At 69.8% G+C, this 26,863-nt stretch carries 22 protein-coding genes and 1 riboswitch; of the genes, 12 read left to right on the forward strand and 10 right to left on the reverse strand.

Going from position 1 to position 26,863, the window contains the following annotated elements; translation table 11 throughout:
• Positions 1-128: 128 nt before the first annotated feature.
• The 5 genes from ACGFWE_RS26385 to ACGFWE_RS26405 form a co-directional block, all read right to left on the reverse strand.
• Positions 129-326 (reverse strand): hypothetical protein, encoded by a 198-nt coding sequence (locus tag ACGFWE_RS26385; RefSeq protein WP_007383214.1) that lies wholly within the window; start codon positions 324-326, stop codon positions 129-131.
• 106 nt (positions 327-432) lie between these two features.
• Positions 433-1,152 carry an ABC transporter permease subunit gene (locus tag ACGFWE_RS26390; protein WP_393602189.1) on the reverse strand — a complete coding sequence of 240 codons (720 nt, stop codon included), beginning with the start codon at positions 1,150-1,152 and terminating at the stop codon, positions 433-435.
• Positions 1,153-1,161: 9 nt separating this feature from the next.
• Positions 1,162-2,073, reverse strand: a complete 912-nt coding sequence (locus tag ACGFWE_RS26395; RefSeq protein WP_393602191.1) for an ABC transporter ATP-binding protein — start codon at positions 2,071-2,073, stop codon at positions 1,162-1,164.
• Positions 2,070-2,978, reverse strand: coding sequence for an ABC transporter permease (locus ACGFWE_RS26400; protein ID WP_393602193.1), 909 nt, complete (start codon positions 2,976-2,978; stop codon positions 2,070-2,072). The genes ACGFWE_RS26395 and ACGFWE_RS26400 overlap by 4 nt, the downstream gene beginning before the upstream one ends.
• A complete protein-coding gene (locus tag ACGFWE_RS26405) occupies positions 2,968-3,957 on the reverse strand; it encodes an ABC transporter ATP-binding protein (RefSeq protein WP_352391444.1) in 990 nt (329 codons plus the stop codon). The genes ACGFWE_RS26400 and ACGFWE_RS26405 overlap by 11 nt, the downstream gene beginning before the upstream one ends.
• A 200-nt stretch (positions 3,958-4,157) precedes the next feature.
• Between ACGFWE_RS26405 and ACGFWE_RS26410 the strand changes: the two genes are divergently transcribed.
• The 8 genes from ACGFWE_RS26410 to ACGFWE_RS26445 all read left to right on the forward strand — a co-directional run bounded on the left by ACGFWE_RS26410 (position 4,158) and on the right by ACGFWE_RS26445 (position 11,682).
• Entirely contained in the window at positions 4,158-5,000 is an 843-nt protein-coding gene (locus ACGFWE_RS26410) for a M24 family metallopeptidase (protein WP_352391410.1), read from the forward strand.
• Positions 4,997-6,754 carry an SDR family oxidoreductase gene (locus tag ACGFWE_RS26415; protein WP_352391411.1) on the forward strand — a complete coding sequence of 586 codons (1,758 nt, stop codon included), beginning with the start codon at positions 4,997-4,999 and terminating at the stop codon, positions 6,752-6,754. Before ACGFWE_RS26410 ends, ACGFWE_RS26415 begins: the two co-directional genes overlap by 4 nt.
• Complete coding sequence (locus ACGFWE_RS26420) at positions 6,751-7,620, forward strand: metal-dependent hydrolase (protein WP_352391412.1); 870 nt, start codon at positions 6,751-6,753, stop codon at positions 7,618-7,620. The genes ACGFWE_RS26415 and ACGFWE_RS26420 overlap by 4 nt, the downstream gene beginning before the upstream one ends.
• Complete coding sequence (locus ACGFWE_RS26425) at positions 7,617-8,555, forward strand: MerR family transcriptional regulator (protein ID WP_393602196.1); 939 nt, start codon at positions 7,617-7,619, stop codon at positions 8,553-8,555. The genes ACGFWE_RS26420 and ACGFWE_RS26425 overlap by 4 nt, the downstream gene beginning before the upstream one ends.
• 122 nt (positions 8,556-8,677) lie before the next feature.
• The gene (locus ACGFWE_RS26430; protein WP_393602198.1) at positions 8,678-9,250 is read left to right on the forward strand and encodes an RNA 2'-phosphotransferase; all 573 of its coding nucleotides are present in this window, start codon (positions 8,678-8,680) and stop codon (positions 9,248-9,250) included.
• A gap of 49 nt (positions 9,251-9,299) precedes the next feature.
• Complete coding sequence (locus tag ACGFWE_RS26435; RefSeq protein ID WP_393602200.1) at positions 9,300-9,755, forward strand: hypothetical protein; 456 nt, start codon at positions 9,300-9,302, stop codon at positions 9,753-9,755.
• Positions 9,756-9,807: 52 nt separating this feature from the next.
• Entirely contained in the window at positions 9,808-10,710 is a 903-nt protein-coding gene (locus ACGFWE_RS26440; RefSeq protein WP_352391416.1) for an LLM class flavin-dependent oxidoreductase, read from the forward strand.
• 105 nt (positions 10,711-10,815) lie between these two features.
• Positions 10,816-11,682, forward strand: coding sequence for an HAD hydrolase family protein (locus ACGFWE_RS26445; protein WP_352391417.1), 867 nt, complete (start codon positions 10,816-10,818; stop codon positions 11,680-11,682).
• A gap of 40 nt (positions 11,683-11,722) precedes the next feature.
• Here the strand turns inward: ACGFWE_RS26445 and cydD are convergent, their stop codons facing one another.
• The 4 genes from cydD to hisC form a co-directional block, all read right to left on the reverse strand.
• Entirely contained in the window at positions 11,723-15,232 is a 3,510-nt protein-coding gene (gene cydD / locus ACGFWE_RS26450; protein WP_393602202.1) for a thiol reductant ABC exporter subunit CydD, read from the reverse strand.
• 59 nt (positions 15,233-15,291) lie between these two features.
• The gene (gene cydB, locus ACGFWE_RS26455; RefSeq protein ID WP_352391419.1) at positions 15,292-16,296 is read right to left on the reverse strand and encodes a cytochrome d ubiquinol oxidase subunit II; all 1,005 of its coding nucleotides are present in this window, start codon (positions 16,294-16,296) and stop codon (positions 15,292-15,294) included.
• An 18-nt stretch (positions 16,297-16,314) separates the two neighbouring features.
• Positions 16,315-17,823: a cytochrome ubiquinol oxidase subunit I gene (locus ACGFWE_RS26460; protein ID WP_393602205.1), complete on the reverse strand. Its 1,509-nt coding sequence runs from the start codon at positions 17,821-17,823 to the stop codon at positions 16,315-16,317.
• A 186-nt stretch (positions 17,824-18,009) separates the two neighbouring features.
• The gene (gene hisC, locus ACGFWE_RS26465; protein WP_393602207.1) at positions 18,010-19,089 is read right to left on the reverse strand and encodes a histidinol-phosphate transaminase; all 1,080 of its coding nucleotides are present in this window, start codon (positions 19,087-19,089) and stop codon (positions 18,010-18,012) included.
• A gap of 424 nt (positions 19,090-19,513) precedes the next feature.
• Here hisC and ACGFWE_RS26470 point away from each other — a divergent pair, with 424 nt between their 5' ends.
• The 3 genes from ACGFWE_RS26470 (at position 19,514) to ACGFWE_RS26480 (ending at position 22,944) form a co-directional block, all read left to right on the forward strand.
• On the forward strand, positions 19,514-20,626 hold the full coding sequence (locus ACGFWE_RS26470) for a LacI family DNA-binding transcriptional regulator (RefSeq protein ID WP_352391422.1): 1,113 nt from the start codon (positions 19,514-19,516) through the stop codon (positions 20,624-20,626).
• A 199-nt stretch (positions 20,627-20,825) separates the two neighbouring features.
• Positions 20,826-21,887 (forward strand): metallophosphoesterase, encoded by a 1,062-nt coding sequence (locus tag ACGFWE_RS26475; protein ID WP_352391423.1) that lies wholly within the window; start codon positions 20,826-20,828, stop codon positions 21,885-21,887.
• A 193-nt stretch (positions 21,888-22,080) separates the two neighbouring features.
• Positions 22,081-22,944, forward strand: a complete 864-nt coding sequence (locus ACGFWE_RS26480) for a hypothetical protein (RefSeq protein WP_393602209.1) — start codon at positions 22,081-22,083, stop codon at positions 22,942-22,944.
• Between the two features lie 89 nt (positions 22,945-23,033).
• Here ACGFWE_RS26480 and thiC read toward each other — a convergent pair whose 3' ends face one another.
• The gene (gene thiC, locus ACGFWE_RS26485) at positions 23,034-24,812 is read right to left on the reverse strand and encodes a phosphomethylpyrimidine synthase ThiC (RefSeq protein ID WP_393602211.1); all 1,779 of its coding nucleotides are present in this window, start codon (positions 24,810-24,812) and stop codon (positions 23,034-23,036) included.
• A riboswitch (TPP riboswitch) is annotated at positions 24,805-24,994 on the reverse strand. It overlaps the preceding gene by 8 nt.
• 305 nt (positions 24,995-25,299) lie before the next feature.
• Here thiC and ACGFWE_RS26490 point away from each other — a divergent pair.
• A complete protein-coding gene (locus tag ACGFWE_RS26490) occupies positions 25,300-26,799 on the forward strand; it encodes a YibE/F family protein (RefSeq protein WP_393602775.1) in 1,500 nt (499 codons plus the stop codon).
• Positions 26,800-26,863: the final 64 nt, after the last annotated feature.

Here is a 26,863-nt window from a genome sequence, read left to right on the forward strand (position 1 = left end):
TGCATGGACATCGTCCGACTCCTCCCCAGAACGTGGCGCCGGACCGTCGTCCGGCGGTGTGGACAACAACCACTCTGCCGATACGACGAGTTGGGCGCCACCGATTAAATACGGCCGCGTGTTCGAGCCTACCGGCGCCGCCACCGCCGCCGGCGTTTGCTGAAGAACCACCCGGCAGGCGGCTCGTCGGAGCGCCAGGGCTGCGGTTCGGGCTCCTCGTCACGCCAGCGCGCCGCCAGCATCCGGGCGCGGGCAGACGGCTCGGTCGTCCCCGCGGACCGTATGAAGTCCTCGTCCAGGACCAGGTCGTCCCAGTCGTCTGCCATGCCCGTTCCCTTCGACTCGCAGCCGGACCTTCCCCTGTGCCCAGTGTGGCCGGACAACGATGAAGTCCCTGTCAATAAGCGGGCCGTCAGCGCTACTTGAGGGCGCCTACTCCTCGCCCGCCAGCGTCAGCGACCGCAGCTTCTGTCCCGCGTACCAGGTCGCGAGGACGGTCACCAGGACCAGCAGCACCGTGGCCGTCGGCAACCCGACGTCCGAGGTGACCAGGTCCCCGCCGGCGACCTTGTGGGCGACGGCCAGCGACCACTGCTGGACGCTCAGGGTCCTCGCCCCGGCGACCAGGGAGCCGAACAGGGCCTCCCAGACCAGCGCGTAGACGAGCCCGAAGACCACCGCGTGCCGGGACACCGTGCCGAGCAGCAGGAAGAGCGCCGCGTAGGCGATCGAGGAGACCAGCGCGGCCACCGTGTAGGCGACGGCGATCTGCTGGCCGTTGCCGTTGAGGATGAAGCCCGCGATCAGCGTCGGCAGGGCCGAGAACACCATCGTCACGGCGATCGCCACGATCAGCTTGGTGAAGATGATCGTCGGCCGCTTGACCGGCTTGGACAGCAGGTACACCACCGAGCCGTCGTCGATCTCCGGGCCGATCGCGCCGGTTCCCGCGATGACACCGATGATCGGCACCATGGTGGCGAGCGCGAGCCCGCCCAGCAGGTCGGAGGCGGTCTGGTCGTCGGCGCCGACCAGCGCGCGCACGATCACGGAGATCACGATCAACAGCAGGGGCAGGGCGCCCAGGATGAGGGCCCGGCGTCGGCCGAGCAGGGCCCGGTAGGTGAGTCGGGCGACTGTGGGGTCGTACATCTTGGCCTCCTACGCCGCGACGAGATACGAGAAGACGGACTCGAGCGACTCGTCGGACGGCGAGACCGTGAGCAGCCGGATGCCGTGGTCGCGCGCGACCTTGGGCAACAGCGTGGTGAAGCGGCCGAAGTCGACGGCCTGGATGCGCAACGCGCCTTCCGTCAGGTCGACTTCGATGCCGGACGTGGACGGGTCGGCGATCAGCGCGGCCGCGAGGACGCGGTCGTCGCTGGAGCGCACCAGATAGCGGTGCGGGCGGTCCGTCATCAGGCGGCGGATCTTGCGGAAGTCGCCGCTGGCCGCGTGCCGGCCCGCGACGACGACCTCGATGTGCCAGGCGAGCTGCTCGACCTCTTCGAGGATGTGCGAGGAGAACAGCACGGTGCGGCCCTCGTCGCCCATGCGCCGCAGCAGGTCCATGAGCTGCATGCGCTGACGCGGGTCCATGCCGTTGAACGGCTCGTCGAGCAGGAGCAGCGAGGGCTCGTGGACCAGGGCGGACGCCATCTTCACACGCTGGCGCATGCCCTTGGAGTACGTCGAGATCTTGCGGTCCTGCGCGTACTCCATCTCGACCGTGGCCAGCGCCTTCTGGGCGGCCTTGGCGCCGAGACCGTGCAACTCGGCGTTGGCGACGACGAATTCGCGGCCGGTGAGGAAGTCGTACATCGCCTCGCGCTCGGGGACGATGCCGATGTGCTGGTAGATCGCCTCGTTGCGCCACACCTGCTGTCCGTCGAGGGTGACGGTGCCGGTGGACGGGGCGAGGAAGCCGCCCATCATGTTGATGAGGGTGGACTTCCCGGCGCCGTTGGGGCCGAGGAGGCCGGTGACGCCGGGGCCGATCGTCATGGTGATGTCGTTGACGGCGACCACGTTGCCGAACCAGCGGGAGACATGGTCGATCTGGAGCGTGGTCACAGTCCCACCTTCTTGTAGCGGCGCATCAGGAGGCCGTAGCTCGCGGCGATCAGGCCGAGGACGGCGAGGACGTAGACCACGCCCTCGCCGTTCGACGGGCCGACCGCTCCCGGGAACGCCGAGCTCGCGCCGAGGAACGCGGACTGCAGTCCGTCGATGAGCGTGATCGGCGAGAACAGGCCGATCCACGGGACGGCACTGGAGCTGCCCTGGGCGTCGGCGATGGCCTGGAGGGTGGAGACCGCGCCGTAGGAGATGGTCATGACGGCGATGACGGCAGCGATACCGAAGCCGCGGCGCGGGGTGACCGACGCGATGACCAGGCCGATACCGGCGAAGAGCAGTGAGAGCAGCGCCACCGAGACGAGTCCCTGCCCGAACCCCTTGGTCTGGTCGGTGAAGTCCAGCTTGGCCAGCAGCGCGCCCACATAGAGCACGATCAGGGGGGCGGCGGTGAGGATGAACATCGCGGAGGCCAGCGCCGCGTACTTCGCGCGCACGTAGTCGGCGGTCTCGATGGGCCGCGAGAAGTACAGCGGCACGGTCTTGAAGCGCAGGTCGCGCGAGACGGACTGAGGGGCCTGCGAGGCGACGTACAGGCTGATGACGGCCTGCATGATGATCGCGTAGCGGGTGTAGTCGACGGGCAGGTCGTTCGCCTTGGTGGCGACCGCGACGGCCACCATGATGGCCGCGGGCACGCACATCACGACGAACAGCAGCATCGGCAGCACCTTGGACTTGACCGAGCGGCCGAGACCGTAGGCACCGCGCAGGGACTGCGAGTAGAGCGAGCGGGTGGCGTAGGAACGGCCCAGGCGAGGGCCGTCGTAGGTGCGGTAGCCGATGTTGTGGATGCGGGTCTGGTCGCCCGAGGGGGCGGTGACAGGGTGCTCAATTGCCATGTCCGACGGCCTCCTTCCGGTGCGCTGTGTCGCTCGAGCCCGCGCTCGAGTCCTCGTTGGTGAAGACTTCCGAGATGTGGTGCCTGCGCTGCTCCATGCGCACCAGGCCGAGGCCGAGGTCGGCGACGACGTCCCGGACGACGTCGTAGGTGTCCTCGCCCTGTGCGGTCAGCAGCAGGACGTGGCCGGCGCCCGGCAGACCGCTGCGGGAGTCGAGGACCTCCACCCCGCGCGCGTGGAGCGCCTCGCGCACCGCGCGGGTGCCGTCCGGGTGCTCGTCGGTGTCGGTGACCTCGACCGCGAGGGTCGTCGTGATCTGGGTGAAGTCGGTGGTGGAGCTGGAGCGCAGGAGCTTGCCGCCGTCGATGACGACGACGTGGTCGCAGGTGCGCTCCAGCTCGCCCAGCAGGTGCGAGGTGACCAGGACCGAGATGCCGAAGTCGGTGTAGATGCGGCGGATCAGGCCCAGCATGTCGTCGCGGCCGACCGGGTCGAGGCCGTTGGTCGGCTCGTCGAGGAGGACCAGCTGCGGGTCGTGCACCAGGGCCTGCGCGAGCTTCACGCGCTGCTTCATGCCGGTGGAGTAGCCGCCGATGGGACGGTAGCGCTCCTCGTAGAGACCGACATGGCGCAGGGTGTCCGCGGTGCGCTCGCGGGCGGCGGTGGGCGGCAGACCGGACATGCGGGCCATGTGCACGACGAACTCGGTGGCCGAGACGTCGGGCGGCAGGCAGTCGTGCTCCGGCATGTAGCCGACCCGCTCGCGGATGGCGGCGCCCTTGGTCGCGACGTCGAGCCCGAGCACTTCGGCACGGCCCTCGGAGGCGGGGGACAGACCCAGCAGGATCTTGATCATGGTGGACTTGCCGGCTCCGTTGGCGCCGACGAGTCCGGTAACACCGGGTCCGACGTCCAAGGAGAGCCGGTCAAGCGCGGTCACCCGGGGGAACCGCTTGCTCAGGCTTTCGGTCGCGATCACAGTCACGTCATAGACGGTAGTGATGCGGACCACTCAGGTCGTCACTCCGTAGAGCTGCATCGGCATCAGACTCCAGATGTACGGGCACCTAAGGGTCACCCTGAGGTCTCACTCACCCTCTTGACGCAGCCTCTGATGACTGTCACATTCGCCAGTGTCACGTTACGGACACGTACCGCAGTCGACGGGGACGAGGCGGCATGACGACGGCAGTGAACAGCGGACTCTCCACCCGGTTGCGGGGATTCCGCCAGGTCCAGCGGCTCGCGTACGAGTGCGCGGAGGCGGTCGCGGCCCGGCTGGAACCCGGCATCACCGAGCGGCAGGCCGCCCGGATGCAGCGCGCATGGCTGCGCGAGCGGGGCGTACGGGACTGGTTCCATCTGCCCTTCGCCTGGTTCGGGGACCGCACGGCGTTCACGGGCTTCCGCGTCCCGCTCCAGTTCTTCCCCACCGACCGCCGCCTGGAGCCCGGGATGCCGTTCATCCTGGACATGGCCCCGATCTACGAGGGATACACCGCGGACATCGGCTACTCCGGCTCGCTCGGCGTCAACCCCGTCCAGGACAGGCTGATGGCCGACCTGGAGGCCCACCGCGAGCTGATCCTGCGCGAGGTGCGCGAGCGGCGGTCACTGCGCGAGATCTACGAGGACGTCGACCGCCTCATGGTCCGCCAGGGCTACGCCAACCGGCACCGCGCGTACCCCTTCGGTGTGATCGCCCACAAGGTCGACCAGGTCAAACAGCGCCGCTGGACACCGCATGTGTTCGGGTTCGGCACCCAGTCCCTCAAGGGCCTGGCGGCCGACGCGCTGCGCGGTCACCGTGCGGGCTGGTCGCCCCTGTGGTCGCCGTACCGCTTCTCCGACCACCCGCCGCAGCCCGGCCTGTGGGCGGTCGAACCCCACCTCGGCTTTCGGGGCACCGGCGCCAAGTTCGAGGAGATCCTGGTCGTCACCGACTCCGAGGACCCCGAGCAGAGCGCCTTCTGGCTGGACGACGATCTGCCGCACGTGCGGCGCTGGGCGGAGGAGAAGTGACCTTGCTCGAAGGTGCACGCGAGCGCCGGGTACGGACCGGCGGCGTCGACCTGTGCGTGGCCGAACTCGGCGACCCGGGGCAGCCGACCGTGGTCCTGGTGCACGGCTACCCGGACAGCAAGGAGGTCTGGTCCGAGGTCGCCTCCCGGCTCGCCGGCCGCTTCCACGTCGTCCTCTACGACGTCCGCGGCCATGGCCGCTCCACGGCCCCGAAGCCGCTGCGCGGAGGGTTCACCCTGGAGAAGCTGACGGACGACTTCCTGGCCGTCGCGGACGCCGTCAGCCCGGACCGGCCCGTGCACCTGGTCGGACACGACTGGGGCTCGGTGCAGGCCTGGGAGTTCGTCACCGTCCGGCGCACCGAGGGCCGCATCGCCTCCTTCACCTCGATGTCCGGACCCTCCCTCGACCACTTCGGCCACTGGATCGCCGGCCGCCTCAGGCGCCCCACCCCCCGCCGGGTCGGCCAGCTCCTCGCCCAGGGCGCCAAGTCCTGGTACGTGTACGCGCTGTACACCCCCGCCCTGCCCGAACTGGCCTGGCGCGGCCCGCTCGGCAAGGCCTGGCCCCGCATGCTGGAGCGCGCCGAGAAGGTCCCCGCCAACGGCTACCCGACCCCCTCGCTGCCCACCGACGCCGCCCACGGCGCCTGGCTGTACCGGGACAACGTCCGCTCCCGGCTGCGCCGCCCGCGCACCGACGCGTACGCACACGCGCCCGTGCAGCTCATTACGCCCCTGGGGGACGCGTTCCTCTCGGAGAAGCTCTACGACGGCCTGGAGCAGTGGGCACCCCAGCTGACCCGGCGCACCCTCCCCGCCAAGCACTGGATCCCCCGCTCCCGGCCCGACCAGCTGACGGCGTGGATCACGGAGTTCGTGACGTCCGTCGAAGGCGGCCGGACCGCTGCCTCGGCGACCGGGAAGTACGCCGACCGGTTCGGCGGACAGCTCGTCCTGATCACCGGCGCGGGCAGCGGCATCGGCCGGGCCACCGCGTTCGCCTTCGCCGAGGCCGGCGCACGCGTGGTGGCCGTCGACCGGGACGCCGAGTCCGCCGCCCGCACCGCCGAACTGTCCCGGCTGCTCGGCGCCCCCGAAGCCTGGGCGGAGACCGTCGACGTCTCCGACGAACAGGCCATGGAGAAGCTCGCCGACAAGGTCGCCGCCGAATACGGCGTGGTGGACGTCCTGGTCAACAACGCCGGCATCGGCCTCGGCGGCTCCTTCTTCGACACCACCGTCGATGACTGGAAGAAGGTCCTCGACGTCAACCTGTGGGGCGTCATCCACGGCTGCCGCCTCTTCGGCAGGCAGATGGCCGAGCGCGGACAGGGCGGCCACATCGTCAACACCGCCTCGGCGGCCGCCTACCAGCCCTCCAGGGCGCTGGCCGCCTACGGCACCTCCAAGGCCGCCGTCCTCATGCTCAGCGAGAGCCTGCGCGCGGAACTGGCGGGCCGGGGGATCGGTGTCTCGGCGATCTGCCCCGGCTTCGTCAACACCGGCATCACCTCCACCGCGCGTTTCGCGGGCGTCGACGCCGAGGAGGAGAAACGCCGCCAGAAGCGCACGGCACGCCTCTACAAGCTGCGGAACTACCCGCCCGAGAAGGTCGCCGACGCGATCCTGAAGGCGGTCGTGCGCAACCAGGCCGTCGTACCGGTCACCCCCGAGGCCCGTGGCGCGTACGCCATGGCCCGGTGGGCGCCGAAGGCACTCCGGGCGATCGCACGGCTGGAGCCGCCGCAGTGAGCCACCGGATCGCCCCGCGCCGAGTGGCCTTCGACTGGTCCCGCACTCCCCTGCACTGGATCCCCGACGAGCCCACCGCCACCCACGTCATCAACGTGCTGCACCTGCTGCTGCCGGCGGGGGAGCGCTGGTTCGTGAAGGTCTTCAAAGAGGCACTGCCGCTGGTCGGAGACCCCGAACTCCTCGCCGACGTCAAGGGGTTCATGGGCCAGGAGGCCACGCACAGCGTCCAGCACACGCACGTACTGGACCACCTGGCAGCGCAGCGGCTCGACACCGCCGCCTTCACCAAGTACGTCGACTTCCTCTTCCAGCGTCTGCTCGGCGAGCGCCCACCCTTCAACGCGCCCGTCCCCGCGCGCGAGTGGCTGCGGTTCCGGCTGTCGGTCGTCGCTGCTGTCGAGCAGTTCACGGCGGTGCTCGGCGACTGGGTCCTGGCCGCCGACGGCCTCGACCGGGCCGGCGCCGACGAGGTCATGCTCGACCTGCTGCGCTGGCACGGCGCCGAGGAGGTCGAACACCGCGCGGTCGCCTTCGACATGTACCAGCACTGCGGCGGCACCGGCACACCCCGCTACGCCCGCCGGATCGCGGGCATGGCGGTGACCGCCCCGGTGATGCTGTACCTGTGGGTATGGGGGACGGCCTACCTGATACGCCACGATCCACAGCTGGCCGGGCGGCTGCGCTACACCCTCAAGGAGCACGAGAAGGCCGTACGAAAGGGTCTGCTGCCGGCCTGGCGGGAACTGGGCGCGGCCGTACCGCGATATCTGCGGCGGTCCTACCACCCCTCGCGGGAAGGGTCGTTGAGCCGTGCGGTGGAGTATCTGAAGCGGTCACCGGCGGCGAGGGCGGCCTCGTGAGCGACACCCCTGCCTACCGGATCGAGGACCTCGCCCACCTCAGCGGCGCCACCGTCCGCACCATCCGCGCCTACCAGGACCGCGGGCTGCTCCCCCGCCCCGAGCGCCGCGGCCGCGCCAACCTCTACACCGACACCCACCTCGCCCGACTGCGGCAGATCGCCGACCTCCTCGACCGCGGGTACGGCCTGGCCTCCATCAAAGAGCTCCTGGAGGCCTACGACTCCGGCCGCGGCCTCGGCGGGATCCTCGGACTGGTCGCCGAGGTCGACGGCCCGTGGACCGACGAGGAGGCCGTCCGGATCTCCCGCGCCGAACTGGACACACGCTTCGGCGGCATCCCCGACGAGGCCGCCGTCGCCGAGGCGGTGGAGCTCGGCGTGCTGGAGCCGGTGCCCGGCGACGAGGGCTCCTTCCTCGTGCCGAGCCCCCAAGAACTCGCCGTGGCCGTCGAGTTGCACGCGGCCGGCGTCCCGCTCTCCGCGATCTCGGACCATCTACGGGAGTTGAGAGGTCAGGTCGAGCACATCGCCGCCCGATTCCTGGAGTTCACCACCGAGCACGTCTTCGCCCGCTATCTGCAAGGACCGCACCGGCCGACTGACGCCGACGCCGCCGAAGCAGCCTCACTCGTACGACGGCTGCGGCCCCTCGCCCAGCAGACCGTGGACGCCGAACTCGCGCGTGCGATGCGGCTGTTGGCGGTACGGCAGCTGCGGCAGCACCTCGACTCCGGGAAGGCGCCGGACGGGCGTCCGGCGTCACGTTCCGTGGCCGTGCCCGAGGAGACGATGCGGGCGGTGGAAGGGCTGGTTGGGGCGGAGCAGGTGGCGGAGTTTTTTGTGCTGGCGGCTGAACGGGAGGTGCGGGCAAGGAAGTTGGATGCGCTCACGTCAAGTGGGCGTCCCCCAGTCGATCTTGACGAAGAGGGCTGACATGACAGGAAGTTGTCCACAGAAACGCCAACTAGCCTGTGGATAACTACACTTGGTTGTGGATCAAACATCCGGCCCAAAATCATTCGCGTGATTCACGTCTCTCCCGGCACCCTGGCGGGATGAACGAGAACAAGCCACGGGAGAGGGACGAGAGACGCACCGTCAAGGTGTCGAAGTACCTCTCGAAGCACCTGCGCCACCAACCCGAACGGATCGGGCTCACGCTCGACGAGGCCGGCTGGGTCGAGATCGACGTGCTGATCGCCGCGGCCGGCGCGCACGGCTTCCGGATCACCCGGGACGAGCTGGACCACGTGGTCGCCGCCAACGACAAACAGCGCTTCGCGATCGACGGCACCCGCATCCGCGCCAGCCAGGGCCACAGCGTCGACGTCGACCTCGGCCTGCCACCGGCCACTCCGCCGCCGTACCTCTACCACGGGACCGTGGCCCGCCATCTGGACGCGATCCGCGTCGAGGGACTGCGCCCCATGAACCGGCACGACGTGCATCTGTCCGCCGACCGCGAGACCGCGACCCGGGTCGGCGCCCGCCGCGGCCGTCCCGTCGTGCTCTCCGTGGACGCGGGAGCCATGCACCGCGACGGCCACGTCTTCCACGTCAGCGCGAACGGGGTGTGGCTGACCCAGACCGTGCCACCGCGCTACCTGCGGCTGCCCGAGTCGGGCTGAACGTCGCGCTGAAAAGTCGCACGGAACCCGGTGGGAGATGATCGGCGCCATGGACAACGGCAGGGACCACCTCCCCACCACCGAGGCCGCCGTCACCGCGCTCCGTGCCCTCGCCGCCGAGTACGGGCTCGCCATCGAGGTGACCCACGACATCGGCGCCGACCAGACCTCCCGCCGCAGCGCCGCGGGCGTCGGCGTCACCACCGACCCGGACGGCACCCTGCCCCACGAGGCCTACGTCGAGCTCGCAGGACGGCCCCGGGTGGACGTGCGCCTGTTCCCGGACGACGACGCCCTGATCACCGTCGACGGAGTCGAATGCCCCGACGTCGCCCGCGACGACGTCCCCGCCTTCCTCCGCGCCCTGTACGAAGGCCACGCCTGGGTGAAGGCACGCCGCTTCCCGCCCAGCCATTTCCTGATGGTGCCGCTGCCGGGCGACCGCGTGCACAAGGAGTTCATCCCGGTCGGCCTCAGCCCCTGGCTCAGCGGCCGCCGACAGTAACCGTGTATCACTGTTTCACGTGAAACACGGCCCGGCGCATACGCTCGGACACATGAGTCTGCGTCTGAGTACCGTGATCCTCCCCCACCGCCGCTGGAACGAGGGGGGCCGCGAGACATGGCAGCGCGCGGAACAGCTCGGCTTCCACACCGGATACACCTACGACCACCTGTCCTGGCGCACCTTCCGCGACGGGCCCTGGTTCGGGGCCGTTCCCACGCTGACCGGCGCCGCGGGCGTCACCGACCGGCTGCGCCTGGGCACCCTGGTGACCTCACCGAACTTCCGGCACCCGGTGACCCTCGCCAAGGAACTGATCACCCTCGACGACATCTCCGGCGGCCGCGTCACCCTCGGCATCGGCGCGGGCGGCACCGGCTTCGACGCCACCGCACTCGGCCAGGACCCGTGGAGCCCGCGCGAGCGTGCCGACCGGCTCGCCGAGTTCGTCCCGCTGCTCGACCGCCTGCTCAGCGAGGACTCCGTGTCCTACGAGGGCGACTTCTACTCGGCGCACGAGGCCCGCAACATCCCCGGCTGCCTCCAGCGGCCCCGGCTGCCCTTCGCCGTGGCCGCCACCGGGCCGCGCGGCCTGAAACTCGCCGCACGCCACGGGCAGGCGTGGGTGACCACCGGTGACCCGAAGCTGTACGAGAACGGCACACCCGCGCAGTCCCTGCAGGCCCTTCGCGGCCAGGTCGACAAGCTCACCGACACCTGCGCCGCTCTCGGCCGGGACGTGAACACACTGGACAAGATCCTGCTCACCGGTTTCACCCCCGACCGCGGCCACCCGCTGGAGTCCCTCGACGCGTTCGTCGACTTCGCGGGCCGCCACCGGGAGCTCGGTTTCACGGAGCTCGTGATCCACTGGCCGATCCCCGACTCGGTCTTCGCCGCCGAGGAGAAGGTCTTCGAGCAGATCGCCATGGAGGCACCGGCACAGCTGGGCTGAGACGGCGGTACCGGGGCGGGTGCGGCCCGCCCCGCGTCATCCATGTCTCACCGGTGCGGGCACCCGCACGGTCGGTCGTGCAGGCATGTGCGGGAGAATGGGCGGGTGACCTCAGCGACTCGACAGCCCCAGACCCCGGCCGCCGGAATACCGCCGCGCCTGATCGCCACCGATCTGGACGGCACTCTGCTGCGCGACGACAAGTCGGTGTCCCCCCGCACGGTCGCGGCCCTCGCCGCCGCCGAGGATGCCGGCATCGAGGTCTTCTTCGTCACCGGCCGCCCGGCCCGCTGGATGGACGTCGTCAGCGACCACGTCCATGGGCACGGCCTCGCCATCTGCGGCAACGGCGCCGCGGTGGTTGACCTGCACGGCGGCCCCGGCGCCCACCGGTTCGTGAAGGTGCGCGAGCTGGCCCGGGAGAACGCGCTGGACGCGGTACGCCTGCTGCGGGACGCGGCGCCCGGCACGGTGTACGCGGTGGAGCAGACGTACGGCTTCTACCAGGAGCCGGACTATCCCAAGCTGCACATGGAGATCCCGGACAACCTCGCACCCGCCGAGGACCTGCTGGCCGAGGACGGTCCCGGTGCCGACGAGCCGGTGCTGAAGATCCTCGCCTACCACCCCTCGATGGACCCGGACGCCTTCCTCACCCTCTCGCGCCTGGCCATCGGCGAGCGTGCCAACGTCACCCGGTCCAGCCCCAGCGCCCTGCTGGAGATCAGCGGCCCCGGCGTCTCCAAGGCCAGCACGCTCGCCTTGTGCTGCGCCGAGCGCGGGATCTCGCACGAGCAGGTCGTCGCCTTCGGGGACATGCCCAACGACGTCGAGATGCTCACCTGGGCTGGACAGTCGTACGCAATGGGCAACGCCCACCCGGACGTGATCGCAGCGGCCTCGGGCCAGACCGTCGCCAACAACGACGACGGGGTGGCCGTCGTGATCGAGCGGATGCTGGAGCAGCTGTAGGTGAGGTCGTGGCTCGGCCGAGCCACGACCCACGCTCGGCTCAGCCGACCGGCACCCCGCGTGCCGCCACCAGGAGCTCCGACTCCGCCTCCCGCTGGACCATCGTCCGCAACGGCCCCTCCACACCCGCCAACTCCGCGCAGGCACCCCGCTGCACGACCCGCCCCTGGTCGAGTACGACCACCTCGTCCACCGACTCCAGTCCTGCCAGACGGTGCGTGATGAGGAGTGTCGTACGGCCCTCGGTGGCGGCCAGCAGATCGGCGGTGAGCGCGTCGGCGGTGGGCAGGTCGAGATGCTCGGCGGGCTCGTCCAGCACGAGGACGGGGAAGTCGGCGAGCAGCGCCCGGGCCAGTGCGAGCCGCTGGCGCTGACCGCCGGACAGCCACGCCCCGTGCTCGCCGACCAGGGTGTCGAGCCCGTCGGACAGGCTCTCGGCCCAGTCGAGCAGACGGGCCCGCCGCAGCGCGTCCCGCAGTTCCTCCTCGCTGGCGTCCTTCTTCGCGAGGAGCAGGTTCTCGCGCACCGAGCTGTCGAAGAGGTGCGCGTCCTGGGCGCACAGTCCCACCAGCCGCCGTACGTCGTCGCTGTGCAGCCCGTAGGCGTCCACGCCGCCCAGGGTGTAGGTGCCGGCGGCCGCGTCCAGGAAGCGCAACAGCACCTGGGCGAGTGTCGTCTTGCCGGAACCGGACGTGCCGACCACGGCGATTCTGCGGCCCTGCGTGAGGGTCAGGTCGAGGCCCACGAGCGCGTCCCGGTCCTGGCCCTGGTGCCGGGTGGTCAGTCCCTCGAGGACGACGGGGAACGGCGAGGCGGGCGCCTGCCGGGCGTGCTCCGGCTCCCGTACCGGCTCGGGCGCGTCCAGCACTTCGTGGACGCGTTCCGCGCTCCTGCGGACCCGCTGGCGGTACTGCACGGCGAGCGGGAGCCCGAGGACGGCCTCGAAGGCCGCCAGCGGAGTGAGCACGACGACAGCCATGGCGACGCCGCCGAGCCGCCCGGAGGCGACCGCCTGGGCGCCGACGAGGGCGGTGGCGGTGACGGTCAGGCCGCAGATCAGGGCGGTGAGGCCGTCCCCGAGTGCGGTGGCGGTGGCGGCGCGGGAGGCGATCCGGGTGAGGACGCCGTCGGCCCGCCGTGCCTTAGCGGCACGGGTGGGCAGGGCGCCGGCGACGGTCAGCTCCGCGGTCCCGGTGAGGAGATCGGTCACGCAGGTCGCCAGTTCCCCGCGGGCGGGGGCGAGCCTGCGCTCGGCCCGGCGGGCGACGGCTCCCGTGAGAAGCGCGACACCGACACCGGCGGCCAGCAGGCCCGCGGCCAGCGCGGCACCGGCCTCCGGCAGCAGCCAGGCGGTGAAACCCACGGAGGCCGCCGACACCACGACGGCGGCACCGGCGGGCAGCAGCCAGCGCAGCCAGTAGTCCTGGAGGGCATCCACGTCGGACACGAGCCGCGAGAGCAGATCCCCCCGGCGGGCCGTACGCAGACCGGCGGGTGCCAGCCGCTCCAGGCGCCGGTACACGGCGACCCGGGTGTCGGCGAGCATGCGCAGCACGGCGTCATGGGACACCAGCCGCTCCGCGTACCGGAACACGGCCCGCCCGATCCCGAAGGCGCGGGTCGCCGTCACGGCCACCATCAGATACAGCACGGGGGGCTGCTGCGAGGCCCGCGAGATGAGCCACCCGGAGGTGGCCATCAAACCCACGGCGCTGCCGAGCGCCAGGCTTCCTAGCAGCAACGCGAGCGCGAGCCGGCCTCGTCGGGGGCCGGACATGCCGCGGACGCGGGCGAGAACACTGCGCTCCTGCGGCGCAAGCTCGGTCGTCCCGGGCTCGGCGGAAGCGGGGCCGCTTTCCTCGACGGTGCGTACCGTGGGCGTCCTGGCCATTCCGTCCACCGGAGCCGGTGCCGGTGCCGCAGGCTCCGCCAGCCGCACCACCCGGTCCGCCACCCCGAGCAACGCCGGCCGGTGCACCACCAACAGCACCGTCCGCCCGGCCGCCAGCCGCCGTACCGCCGCCACGACCTCTGCCTCGGTGGCTCCATCGAGCGCCGCGGTCGGCTCGTCCAGGAGCAGTACCGGACGGTCCGCGAGAAGCGCCCGGGCCAGCGCGAGCCGTTGCCGCTGGCCTGCGGACAGCCCGGCCCCGTCCTCGCCGAGCACGGTGTCGGACCCCAGCGGAAGGGCGTCGACGAACTCCAGCGCCCCCGCGTCCGCCAACGCCCGCTGTACCGCGGTCTCTTCGGCGTCGGGTCGTGCCAGCCGTACGTTCTCGGCGATCGTCCCGGCGAAGAGCTGCGGCCGCTGCGGCACCCACGCGATGCGCGACCGCCACTCTTCCAGGTCGATTTCGGCGAGATCGGTTCCCCCGATCCGCACCCGCCCCTCGGCCGGCCGCACGAATCCCAGCAGGACGTTCAGCAGCGTCGACTTGCCCGCCCCGCTGGGCCCGACCAGCGCGACCGTCTCCCCGGGTGCGACCTCGAAGGAGACGTCCGTGACAGCGTCCCCGGAACGGCCGGGGTACCTGACCGTGACCTGCTCGAAGGCCAGCGCACCGGCGGGCACCGCAGCCGTACCCGATGCCGGTACCGGTGTCTCCAGCACCGCGAAGATCTCCTCGGCGGCGGCCAGCCCCTCCGCCGCCGCGTGATACTGCGCGCCCACCTGCCGCAGGGGCAGATACGCCTCGGGAGCCAGGATGAGGATGACCAGGCCGTCGTACAGGTGCATCTCGCCGTGGACGAGACGCATCCCGATCGTCACGGCGACCAGCGCCACCGAGAGCGTGGACAGCAACTCCAGGGCGAAGGAGGAGATGAAGGCGATGCGCAGCGTCCGCATGGTCGCCTGCCGGTACTCGCCGGTGATGCGCCGGATCGACTCGGCCTGTGCCTTGGCCCGGCCGAACACCTTCAGGGTCGGCAGTCCCGTGACGACATCCAGAAAGTGCCCGGACAGTCGGGACAGCAGCCGCCACTGACGGTCCATCCGGGACTGCGTGGCCCAGCCAATCAGCATCATGAAGACCGGAATGAGAGGCAGGGTGCCGACGATGATGGCCGCCGAGACCCAGTCCTCGGTCACGATCCGCGCCAGCACCGCCACCGGCACGACCACCGCCAACCCCAACTGGGGGAGATAGCGCGAGAAGTAGTCGTCGAGGGCGTCGACTCCCCTGGTGGCGAGGGCGACCAGTGATCCCGTCCGCTGCCCGCTCAGCCACCCGGGCCCCAGTGCGGTGGCCCGCTCCAGCAGCCGTCCCCGCAGCTCTGATTTCACTGCCGCGCTCGCCCGGTGTGCGGCGAGTTCGGTGAGCCAGGCGACGATTCCACGGCCGACGGCGACGGCCGCCAACAGCAGCAGGGGAGTGCGGAGTCCGGCGCTCGTCAGACCATGCTGGAACGCGCCGACCACGATCTCGGCGACGAGCATCGCCTGAGCGATGACCAGCAGGGCCCCGATGCCACCCAGGCCGACGACGGCCACCAGGAAGCGGCGGGTGGCCCGGGTGTATCGAAGCAGGCGCGGGTCGATCGGTTTCACGTGAAACACACCCTCTTCTCAGGGGGCATGTTTCACGTGAAACATGCCCCGCATCGGGCTCAGTGCGCGGCTTCGGCGATGTGCTGGGTGCCGATGCGCTTGCGGAACACCCAGTAGGTCCAGCCCTGGTAGAGCATCACGAGGGGAGTGGCGATGGCCGCCAGCCACGTCATGATCTTCAGGGTGTACGGGCTCGACGAGGCGTTGGTGACCGTCAGGCTCCAGTCCGCGTTGAGCGAGGACGGCATGACGTTCGGGAACAGCGTCAGGAAGAACATCGCCACCGTGGCCACGATGGTGAGGCCTGACAGCGCGAACGACCAGCCTTCCCGTCCGGCCCCGTTGGCCGCCAGCGCGGCAACCAGGGCGGCGACCGCCACGACCATCGCGACCAGACTCTTGCCGTCGCCCTTGTCGACCTGAGTCCAGAGCAGGAAGAGCAGTGCCAAACCGGCGGCCAACAGGCCGACCCAGCGTGCCAGCTTCCGTGCCCTCTCCCGGATCTCCCCGACGGTCTTCAGAGCCGTGAACACCGTCCCGTGGAAGGTGAACAGCGTCAGCGTCACCAGTCCGCCGAGCAGGGCGTACGGGTTGAACAGGTCCCAGAGCGTGCCGACGTACTCGAAGTGCTGGTCGATCTTCACCCCGTGCACGATGTTGCCGAAGGCCACGCCCCACAGGAACGCCGGGATGAGGGAGGTCCAGAAGATCGCCGTCTCCCAGTTGCGCTGCCAGTTCTCCTCGGGCCGCTTGGCCCGGTACTCGAAGGCGACACCGCGGACGATCAGGCAGACCAGGATCACCAGCAGCGGCAGGTAGAAGCCGGAGAACAGGGTGGCGTACCAGTCGGGGAAGGCGGCGAAGGTCGCGCCGCCCGCCGTCAGCAGCCACACCTCGTTGCCGTCCCAGACGGGACCGATGGTGTTGATCAGGACGCGCTTCTCGGCCCGGTCGCGGGCGAGCAGTTTGGTGAGGACACCGACTCCGAAGTCGAAGCCCTCCAGGAAGAAGTAGCCGGTCCACAGGACGGCGATGAGCACGAACCAGACGTCGTGAAGTTCCATGACTCGATCTCCCTCGGCCTAGTACGAGAAGGCCATCGGCTTGTCGGCGTCACTGGTGTCGCCGCCGATCTTCGTGGGCGGGTTGAGGTCGGCCTCGGAGAGCTCGGGCGGGCCGGCCTTGACGTACTTCACGAGCAGCTTGACCTCGACGACGGCGAGGATGGCGTACAGAGCCGTGAAGACGAGCATCGAGATGAGGACCTCGGCCTGGGAGACGCCGGGGGAGACGGCGTGCCGGGTCTGCAGGACGCCGTAGACGACCCATGGCTGGCGACCCATCTCGGTGAAGATCCAGCCCCAGGAGTTGGCGATCAGGGGGAAGCCCAGGGTCCAGATCGCCACGAGCCAGTAGAGCCTGCCGAGCTTGGGGCTGAGGGCCTTGTTCTTGAAGAGGACCAGATGCGGCACCTCGTCCTCGGCGACCCTCAGGTGCTGCGGGAGCATGAACTTCTTACGGGTCAGCCAGAGTCCGGCGAGGCCGACGGCGAAGGACGTCATGCCGAAGCCGATCATCCAGCGGAAGGCCCAGAAGGTGACGGGGATGTTGGGCCGGTAGTCGCCGGGTCCGTACTTCTGCTGCTCGGCCTTGTTGACGTCGTTGATGCCGGGGATGTACGAGGTGAAGTCGTCGTTGGCGAGGAAGGACAGCAGGCCCGGGATCTCGATGGCCACGCTGTTGTGGCCCTTCTCCACGTCGCCGTAGGCGAAGATCGAGAAGGGTGCGGAGTCCTGACCGTCCCACAGGGCCTCGGCGGCCGCCATCTTCATCGGCTGCTGCTTGAACATGACCTTGCCGAGCGTGTCACCGCTGATCGCGGTGAGCATGCCGGCGATGACCACGGTGACCAGGCCGAGGCGCAGCGAGGTCTTCATCACGGGGATGTGCTTCTTGCGGAACAGGTGCCAGGCCGCGATGCCGACCATGAAGGCGCCGCCGGTCAGGAAGCAGGCGGCCATCGTGTGGAAGACCTGGGCGAGCGCGGTGTTCTGGGTCAGCACCGCCCAGAAGTCGGTGAGTTCCGCGCGGCCCTTCGCCTTGTTGATCCGGTAGCCGACGGGGTGCTGCATCCACGAGTTGGCCGCGAGGATGAAGTACGCCGACAGGATCGTGCCGATCGAGACCATCCAGATGCAGGCCAGGTGGATCTTCTTGGGCAGCTTGTCCCAGCCGAAGATCCACAGGCCGATGAAGGTGGACTCGAAGAAGAAGGCGATCAGGGCCTCGAAGGCGAGCGGGGCGCCGAAGACATCGCCGACGAAGCGCGAGTAGTCGGACCAGTTCATGCCGAACTGGAACTCCTGCACGATGCCGGTGACAACCCCCATCGCGATGTTGATCAGGAAGAGCTTGCCCCAGAACTTGGTGGCCCTGAGGTACTTCTCCTTCTCCGTACGCACCCAGGCGGTCTGGAGGCCTGCCGTGAGGGCGGCCAGGGAGATCGTCAGGGGGACGAACAGGAAGTGGTAGACGGTGGTGATGCCGAACTGCCAGCGCGCCAGGGTTTCCGGCGCCAGAGCCAGGTCCACGTCGCCGCTCCTTACCTCACAGGCTTGTGGAACAAATGCGGGTGAAGCGACCGCTTGTGAAAGCGTTCACATTCACAAGCCCAGTATGCCGCACCTGCTTTCGATAGCCGAAGGGGGGTCCCGATTACCGCCGGGACCCCCCTTGCTGACCTGCCCCGACCTGCGCAGACGCGCGGCCGGTGTGAGCTAGAACTCCTTGCGGAAGCCCTCCGCAGCCTTCAGGAAGATGTCGTTCGCCTCGGCCTCGCCGACCGTCACGCGCACACCCTCGCCCGCGAAGGGCCGTACGACCACGCCGTGCTGCTCGCACACCGCCGCGAAGTCGACCGTGCGCTCCCCCAGCCGCAGCCAGACGAAGTTGGCCTGGGTCTCCGGCACCGTCCAGCCCTGGGCCCGCAGCCCCTCCACCACACGGTTGCGCTCACAGACCAGCGAGCCGACCCGGCCCAGGAGTTCGTCCTCGGCGCGCAGCGAGGCGATCGCCGCCTCCTGTGCGAGCTGGCTCACCCCGAAGGGCACCGCCGTCTTGCGCAGCGCCGCGGCCACCGGCTCGTGGGCGATCGCGAAACCGACCCTGAGGCCGGCGAGCCCGTACGCCTTGGAGAAGGTACGCAGCACACAGACGTTCGGCCGCGTGCGGTACAGCTCCACGCCGTCCGGCACCTCGGGGTCCCGGATGAACTCCCGGTAGGCCTCGTCCAGCACCACCAGTACGTCACTGGGCACCCGGTCGAGGAACCGTTCCAGCTCGGCCCGCCTCACGACCGTGCCCGTCGGGTTGTTGGGGTTGCAGACGAAGATCAGCCGGGTCCGCTCGGTGATCGCGTCGGCCATCGCGTCCAGATCGTGCACATCGCCCGCCGTCAGCGGTACCCGCACCGAGGTGGCACCGCTGATCTGCGTGATGATCGGGTACGCCTCGAAGGACCGCCACGCGTAGATCACCTCGTCGCCCGGTCCCGAGGTCGCCTGGACCAGCTGCTGGGCGACGCCGACGGAGCCGGTGCCGGTGGCCAGGTGGGAGAGCGGGACACCGAAGCGCTCGGACAGCTCGTTCATCAGGCCCGTGCAGGCCATGTCCGGGTAGCGGTTGAAGGTGGAGACCGCGGCCGTCACGGTCTCGAGCACGCCCGGCAGCGGCGGGTACGGGTTCTCGTTGGAGGACAGCTTGTAGGCCACCGGACCGCCGGCAGCGGCGGGCTTGCCCGGCTTGTACGTGGGGATCCCCTCCAGCTCGGCACGCAGCTTGGGGCTTGTCTCGCTCACCGCAGTCCTCCTCATGACCACCGACGCATGGCGGCCGACTCCGGCAGCCGGCTTCCAATACTGCTCACCTTATGAGGATTGGGCGCCACTGCGTACAGGCGAGAACCAACCTCATCGGCCCCACCGGCATCAGGGGCATCACCGTACGAAGGCAGACGAATCAGGGGGCGCGGTCACATATATCTATGCGCCGGTGGCTCACGCCGTAGCGCGCGTCACCCGTGAAGGTGAGTTGAGACCTCTTCGAAACATCGGGAACTTGGCAGGCCCATGCGTGCCGACAAGTTACGTAGTGCCATTGGATCGTTTAACTGACTTTGTTTCGCAGGTAGTTGGTAGGAGATGACCTTGCAGAAACGTGCCTGTCAACGCGTGCATATGCGTCCGCCCTACCCCACCACATGAGCCCTACTATCGGCTCGCCATGACAGCAGCAGGGAAGCACCAGGTGAGCCGCGCGGAAACCTCACGTCGAGGCAGTCGGCCGGGCCGGGCGGGCATCAGAGACGTGGCCGCCGCCGCCGGAGTCTCCATCACGACCGTCTCCGATGCCCTGAACGGAAAGGGCAGGCTCCCGGACGCCACCCGCCGCCATGTCAGGGAGGTCGCCGACCGACTGGGCTACCGCCCCTCGGCCGCGGCCAGAACCCTCCGTACCGGCAAGTCGGGACTCATCGGCCTGACCGTGACCACGTACGGGGATGAACCTTTCACCTTCACCGAGTTCGCGTACTTCGCCGAGATGGCGCGCGCCGCCACCTCCGCCGCGCTCGCCCGCGGCTACGCCCTCGTCATCCTCCCCGCGACCTCGCGCCACGACGTCTGGTCGAACGTCGCCCTGGACGGCACGGTGGTCATCGACCCGTCCGACCAGGACCCGGTCGTCAGCGAGTTGGTCCGGCAGGGGCTGCCGGTGGTGTCGGACGGCCGCCCGGCCGGGTCGCTGCCGGTCACCGCCTGGGTCGACAACGACCACGAGGCCGCCGTCCTCGGCATCCTCGACCACCTGGCCGCCGCCGGCGCCCGCCGCATCGGCCTGCTGACCGGGACGACGACGGACACGTACACCCATCTGTCGACCACCGCGTATCTGCACTGGTGCGAGCGAGTGGGCCAGGATCCGGTCTACGAGGCCTACCCGGCGCACGATCCGTGCGCGGGCGCCGTCGCCGCCGACCGGTTGCTCGCCCGCCCGGACCGACCGGACGCCGTCTACGGCCTGTTCGACCCGAACGGCACCGACCTGCTGGCCGCCGCCCGCCGCTACGGACTGCGCGTCCCGGACGACCTGCTGATCGTCTGCTGCAGCGAGTCCACCGTGTACGCCAGCACCGAGCCGCCCGTCACCACGCTCTCCCTCAAGCCCCGCCGCATCGGCACGGCCGTGATCCAGCTCCTCATCGATGCCATCGAAGGGGTCGCATCGGACCAACCGGTCGAGCAGGTGATACCGACGGAGCTGATCGTGCGCACCTCGTCCCAGCGGCGGGCCCCGCGCACGACGGTCAGCCCGCCACGGTCGCCCGAGGAGGAGTAGCCGGGAGACGGTCGGCGGGGTCGAAGCCCGGTCCAAACGGGGCGAATGCCGCGATGAACAGGAGTCTTGCTCCGATTCACCACCCCTGGGTCATCACATGGCGCGATCCGCATTCCTATGATGGGCCCACGACACCGCGGGCCGCTGCGACCAGGCAGTCCGAAGCGGTGCAGATGCGGCGCGATGGTGGAGGGGTCTGATGACTCAGGGGGCCGGTCAGGGACCCGAGGTGGAGCGCACGGCGGTGCTGCGCGACTTCCGGGTGCCCGCGTACGTCAACGAGACCGGTCCGTACGGCCACAGCACGCACCCCGGCGACGTCGTCCCGGCCCAGGATGCCTACCCGGAGGGATACACCCCCACCGAGCAGGACCTGCCGGTCATCGACCACGGTGACGGGCTCCAGACGGCCGCCGACCCCGCCGAGCGGGCGGAAGAGGGTCCCGGCCCGCTGTTCGTCGTCGGCGACGTCCACGGCTACCTCGACGAACTGATGGCCGCACTCCACGAGAAGGGTCTCGTCGACGCCGCGGGCAACTGGTGCGCGGGCACCGCCCGGCTGTGGTTCCTCGGCGACTTCACCGACCGCGGGCCCGACGGCATCGGCGTCATCGACCTCGTCATGCGGCTGTCCGCGGAGGCCGCGGCGGCGGGCGGCTACTGCAAGGCCCTCATGGGCAACCACGAGCTGCTGCTGATCGGCGCCAAGCGGTTCGGCGACACGCCGGTCAACTCCGGCGCGGGCACCGCCACCTTCCAGGCGGCCTGGCTGCTCAACGGCGGGCAGAAGACCGACATGGACCGCCTCCAGGACCACCACCTGCAGTGGATGTCCCGCCTGGACGCCGTCGAGGAGGTCGACGGACATCTGCTGGTGCACTCCGACACCACCGCCTACCTCGACTACGGCGACTCGATCGAGGCGGTCAACGACACCGTCCGCGAGACCATCACGCGCAATGACGCGGACGAGGTCTGGGACCTGTTCCGCAAGTTCACCAAGCGTTTCTCCTTCCGTGACGAAGGCGGCGCCGACCATGTGCGCTCCCTGCTCGACACATACGGCGGCACCCGCATCGTGCACGGCCACAGCCCGATCCCCTATCTGCTCGGCGAAGTGGGCTCCGAGGACGACAAGGAGGATTCCGGCCCGGTGGTCGAGGGACCGCACGTCTACGCCGACGGACTGGCCATCGCGATGGACGGCGGGGTGACCATGGCCGGAAAACTGCTGGTCCAGCAACTGCCCCTGGATATCTGACCCTTCACAGGGCAAACATTCCCCCAGGACGGACCGACCGTCGACCGCGCAGGCCAGAGGCCAATTTCTGGAAACCCCCTGTCACCCTGTGCCGTGCCCGCTCTACCATCTGCTTATCCGTAGCAGGCTCCCCTCCGTTTCTGCCCGACGGCTCGTTCGCATGCGAGCCCCAAGCCCTACGGAGCATCGGGGGATGCACATGAACAGCGTTCCGCAGCACCTGCACAGCGAGGACCGCCAGGAGTACGAGCGGATCCTCGACGAGGCGCTGCGCTCCGCACCACACCGTCCCGAACTGGCCGCGGTCGGACAGCGGCTGAATCCCGAACAGCTGCGCACCATGGCCCTCAACGCCACCGCGCTCATCACGGCGGCCGCGGCGACCGAGTACCAGCACTACGTGAAGGTCCGCGAGGAACAGCGCCGCCCGTCGACGCCGTCCACCCTGTCGTCCGTCCACGAACCCCGCCCCGCGGATTCGGGCACGGGTGCGATGGGGCTCGCCACCACCATGGGAGAGGTCGCCGAGAACGCCGGTGCGGGCGCCGTCGCCGTCGCCGCCGTTCTGACGCCCGTCCTCGCCGGAATCGCCGCGGCGATCTTCCTGCTCGTGGGTTACGTCCTCCAGATGCTCAGCCCACCGCCGGCGTTCGCCCACGCCATGATCACTATCGGATGGGTGTTCGGCGCCCTGACCGCGGCCGCGATCCTGGTCGCCGCCTGCGGCCTGCTGCTCACCGCACTGCACAACCGGCCCTCGCCGGACGCGGCGTACGGCGAACTCAGCGAGGAGGTGGCACGGGCGAAGGACGCCTGGCGCGAGGCCCTGCTGGAACGCGGCCTGCTCCCCTTCCTCAGAGACGCCCTCGCCGATCCCGGCACCGCCGCACTGCACCACACGGCACCGCCCGCACCGCCCAGCCGGATGCCCAGCCTCGGCTACGACCGCCCGGGCTTCAGCAGCCCGGACGACGGAGCCTCCGGTGCCCGCCCGAGCTTCACCAGCCCGGACTACACCAGCCCGGACTTCGGGGGGCCGGAACACCAGCCGGAGTAACTCCCGGCAGTCCCTCGGCTTGCGCCCCCACCGCGGGGAGCGCAAGCCGAAGACCCGGCCACGGGCCACCCGCCGACGGCTCGCCTACATCAGTCGGCGATCGGCAGATAGACCCGGTTGCCCGCCGCCGCGAACTCCTTCGACTTCTGCGCCATCCCCTCCTCGATCTCCTCCTGACTGCCGCCGTGACGGCGGCGGATGTCCTGGGAGATCTTCATCGAGCAGAACTTCGGCCCGCACATGGAGCAGAAGTGGGCCGTCTTGGCCGGTTCGGCCGGGAGGGTCTCGTCGTGGAACTCCCGGGCCGTGTCGGGGTCGAGGGCCAGGTTGAACTGGTCCTCCCAGCGGAACTCGAAGCGGGCGTCGGAGAGGGCGTCGTCCCACTCCTGGGCGCCTGGGTGTCCCTTGGCGAGGTCGGCCGCGTGGGCGGCGATCTTGTAGGTGATGACACCCGTCTTGACGTCGTCACGGTTGGGCAGGCCCAGGTGCTCCTTGGGCGTGACGTAGCAGAGCATCGCGGTGCCCCACCAGGCGATCATCGCGGCACCGATGCCGGAGGTGATGTGGTCGTAGGCCGGCGCGACGTCGGTGGTCAGCGGGCCGAGCGTATAGAACGGAGCTTCATCGCAGATCTCCTGCTGAAGGTCGATGTTCTCCTTGATCTTGTGCATCGGGACGTGTCCCGGGCCCTCGATCATGGTCTGTACGTTGAAACGCTTCGCGATCCGGTTGAGTTCCCCGAGCGTGCGCAACTCCGCGAACTGCGCCTCGTCGTTGGCGTCCGCGATCGAGCCGGGCCTGAGGCCGTCGCCCAGCGAGTACGTGACGTCGTAGGCGGCGAGGATCTCGCACAGTTCCTCGAAGTTCTCGTACAGGAACGACTCCTTGTGATGCGCGAGGCACCAGGCCGCCATGATCGAGCCGCCGCGCGAGACGATGCCCGTCTTGCGGTTCGCGGTCAGAGGTACGTACGCCAGGCGCACGCCCGCGTGGACCGTCATGTAGTCCACGCCCTGCTCGGCCTGCTCGATGACCGTGTCCTTGTAGATCTCCCAGGTCAGCTCCTCGGCGCGACCGTCGACCTTCTCGAGAGCCTGGTAGAGCGGCACCGTGCCGATGGGGACGGGGGAGTTGCGCAGCACCCACTCGCGGGTGGTGTGGATGTTGCGGCCGGTGGACAGGTCCATGACCGTGTCGGCTCCCCACCGGGTCGCCCAGGTCATCTTCTCGACCTCCTCCTCGATGGAGGAGGTCACCGCGGAATTGCCGATGTTGGCGTTGACCTTCACCAGGAACCGCTTGCCGATGATCATCGGCTCGATCTCCGGGTGGTTGACGTTCGCCGGCAGCACCGCGCGCCCCGCCGCGATCTCCTCACGCACGACCTCGGGAGAGACGTTCTCCCGGATGGCCACGTACTCCATCTCCGGTGTGACCTCGCCGCGGCGGGCGTAGGCGAGCTGCGTGACCGCCTTGCCGTCACGGCTACGGCGCGGCTGGCGGGACCTCCCCGGGAAGACCGCGTCGAGGTTGCGGAGACCACCCCGCGGTGAGGTGTGCTTGATCCCGTCGTCCTCCGGGCGCATGGGACGGCCCGCGTACTCCTCGGTGTCCCCGCGGGCGATGATCCAGTTCTCCCGCAGTGGCACGAGGCCCCGGCGGACGTCCGTCTCGGTGAGCGGATCGGTGTACGGGCCCGACGTGTCGTACAGCGTGACCGACTGCCCGTTGGTGAGGTGCACCTGACGGACCGGCACCCGCAGATCGGGGCGAGAGCCCTCGATGTACGCCTTGTGCCAGCCGGTGGACTTCCCGGCCTCCCCGTCGAGCTGGTCGGAGGCAGGCGTGCGCGCGTCCTTGATGGTCATGAGACCTACTCCCTACGCCGGCATTACCCGGTAACAGGTTCGGCGGTCGACGCAGCGGCTTCCGTCTGCCGACGCTTCGTGGGGAACATCACTCGGTCGAGATGACGTTCCACGTGAAACATCGCTGGGACGGAGGTCAGCGCCCTCTCAGCCCGGTGCTCCGAGCTCCCGCGTGTACAAAGGTGGCTCCACGCTAGCGTCACTTCGGGCGCGGTGAACAGAGGGCCCCTGTCGTTCTTGCGATGATCGGTCGGTGACCACGACGCATCAGCCTCCTTACCCGCCTCCCGAGCCTCCGCGCCGACCGGGCTCCGGAAACGGCCTTGGGCCCGGCCCCGGCAGCAGTTCCCGCGGCGGCTTCGGAGACGGCCGGGGCGGCCGCCTGGCCGGTGAGACCGGCGGCCGGCGCGAGCATGAACATGAGCACGATGGCGGCTATGGCGGCGGTCACGGCTACGGCCACGGGCAGGGCGCGAGTCACGGCGGCCTGGGCAGCGATGGCAGCCTGGGGGGTGGCGACGGCGGCCATGGCGGCGAGGGACACGGGCAGGGTTCCGGTGACGGGCAGGGTTCCGGTGACGAGCGAGGTCCCGGTGACGCGCACGGGCATGGGAGCGGGCCCGGTTCCGGCGGTGGGCACGGCCACTCGCACAGTCATGGCCATGGACCGGCAACTCCCGTATCCAAGCACCTGCGCAAGGTCATCGCGGCGATCCTCATCCCGTTCGGCGTAGCCGTGATGGTGGGGCTCGCGGTGCTGTGGCCCGGCGGCGCCCCGGCACACGAACGCACCGGAGTCGGCTTCGACCGGCAGACCCAGCAGGCCACGGTCACCAAGGTCGTGAGTGTCAGCTGCAAGTCGGTGAACGCCTCGGGTGAGGCCCCCACCGGGGACACCTCAACCGCCGAGGGCTCCTCCGCCGAGCAACGGGCGAACGGCACCTGCAAGAAGGCGACGATCCGGGTCGACACCGGCGACGACAAGGGCCGCACCTTCACGGAGATCGTCCAGCCGGACCAGTCACGGCAGTTGCACGAGGGCGAGAAGGTCGTGGTCGCGTACGAGCCCTCCGCGCCCAGGGACTTGCAGTACTCGGTCGCCGACGTGAACCGCAGGTTCCCGATGGGGCTGCTCGCCAGTATCTTCGCGCTCGCCGTCGTGGTCGTCGGGCGGCTGCGCGGAGTCATGGCGCTGGTCGCGCTGGCCATCAGCTTCATGGTGCTGAACTTCTTCATCCTGCCCGCGATCCTCCAGGGCTCGAACCCACTGCTCGTGGCGGTGATCGGGGCGAGCGCCATCATGCTGATCGCCCTCTATCTGTGCCACGGTCTGTCGGCCCGGACCTCCGTGGCGGTACTGGGGACGCTGATCTCGCTGGTGCTGATCGGTACCCTCGGCTCGCAGTTCATCGGCTGGGCAGCGCTGACGGGCAACACGGACGACAACACCGGGCTCATCCACGGCCTGTACCCGTCGATCGACATGAGTGGTCTGCTGCTCGCCGGCGTCATCATCGGCTCGCTCGGTGTCTTGGACGACGTGACGGTCACGCAGACCTCGGCGGTCTGGGAGCTGCACGAGGCCAACCCGACGATGGGCTGGCGGGGGCTGTACCGCGCGGGTATCCGGATCGGCCGCGACCACATCGCGTCCGTCGTCAACACCCTCGTCCTCGCCTACGCCGGCGCGGCGCTGCCGCTGCTGCTGCTCTTCTCGATCGCGCAGTCCAGCGTGGGGGGCGTGGCCAACAGCGAGTTGGTGGCGGAGGAGATCGTGCGCACGCTGGTCGGCTCGATCGGCCTCGTTGCCTCGGTACCGGTCACCACGGTGCTCGCGGCCCTGGTGGTCTCGGCCGACCGACCGGGGACGGAGGCGGAGGCAACGGGGACGTCTGCAGCCGTACCGGCCACCAGTACAAGCGCGGGCACGGCCGACCGCCGCCCGGCAATGGGACGCGGGGGGAAGGGGCGGCGACGCAAGCACTGAGTGGGGACGAGGGGGTGGGCCGGAGTTCCGGTTCCCGGACTCCGATCCAGGTTCCGGATTCCGG

The sequence above is a fragment of the Streptomyces sp. NPDC048523 genome, from assembly GCF_043199815.1.
Lineage (GTDB): Bacteria > Actinomycetota > Actinomycetes > Streptomycetales > Streptomycetaceae > Streptomyces.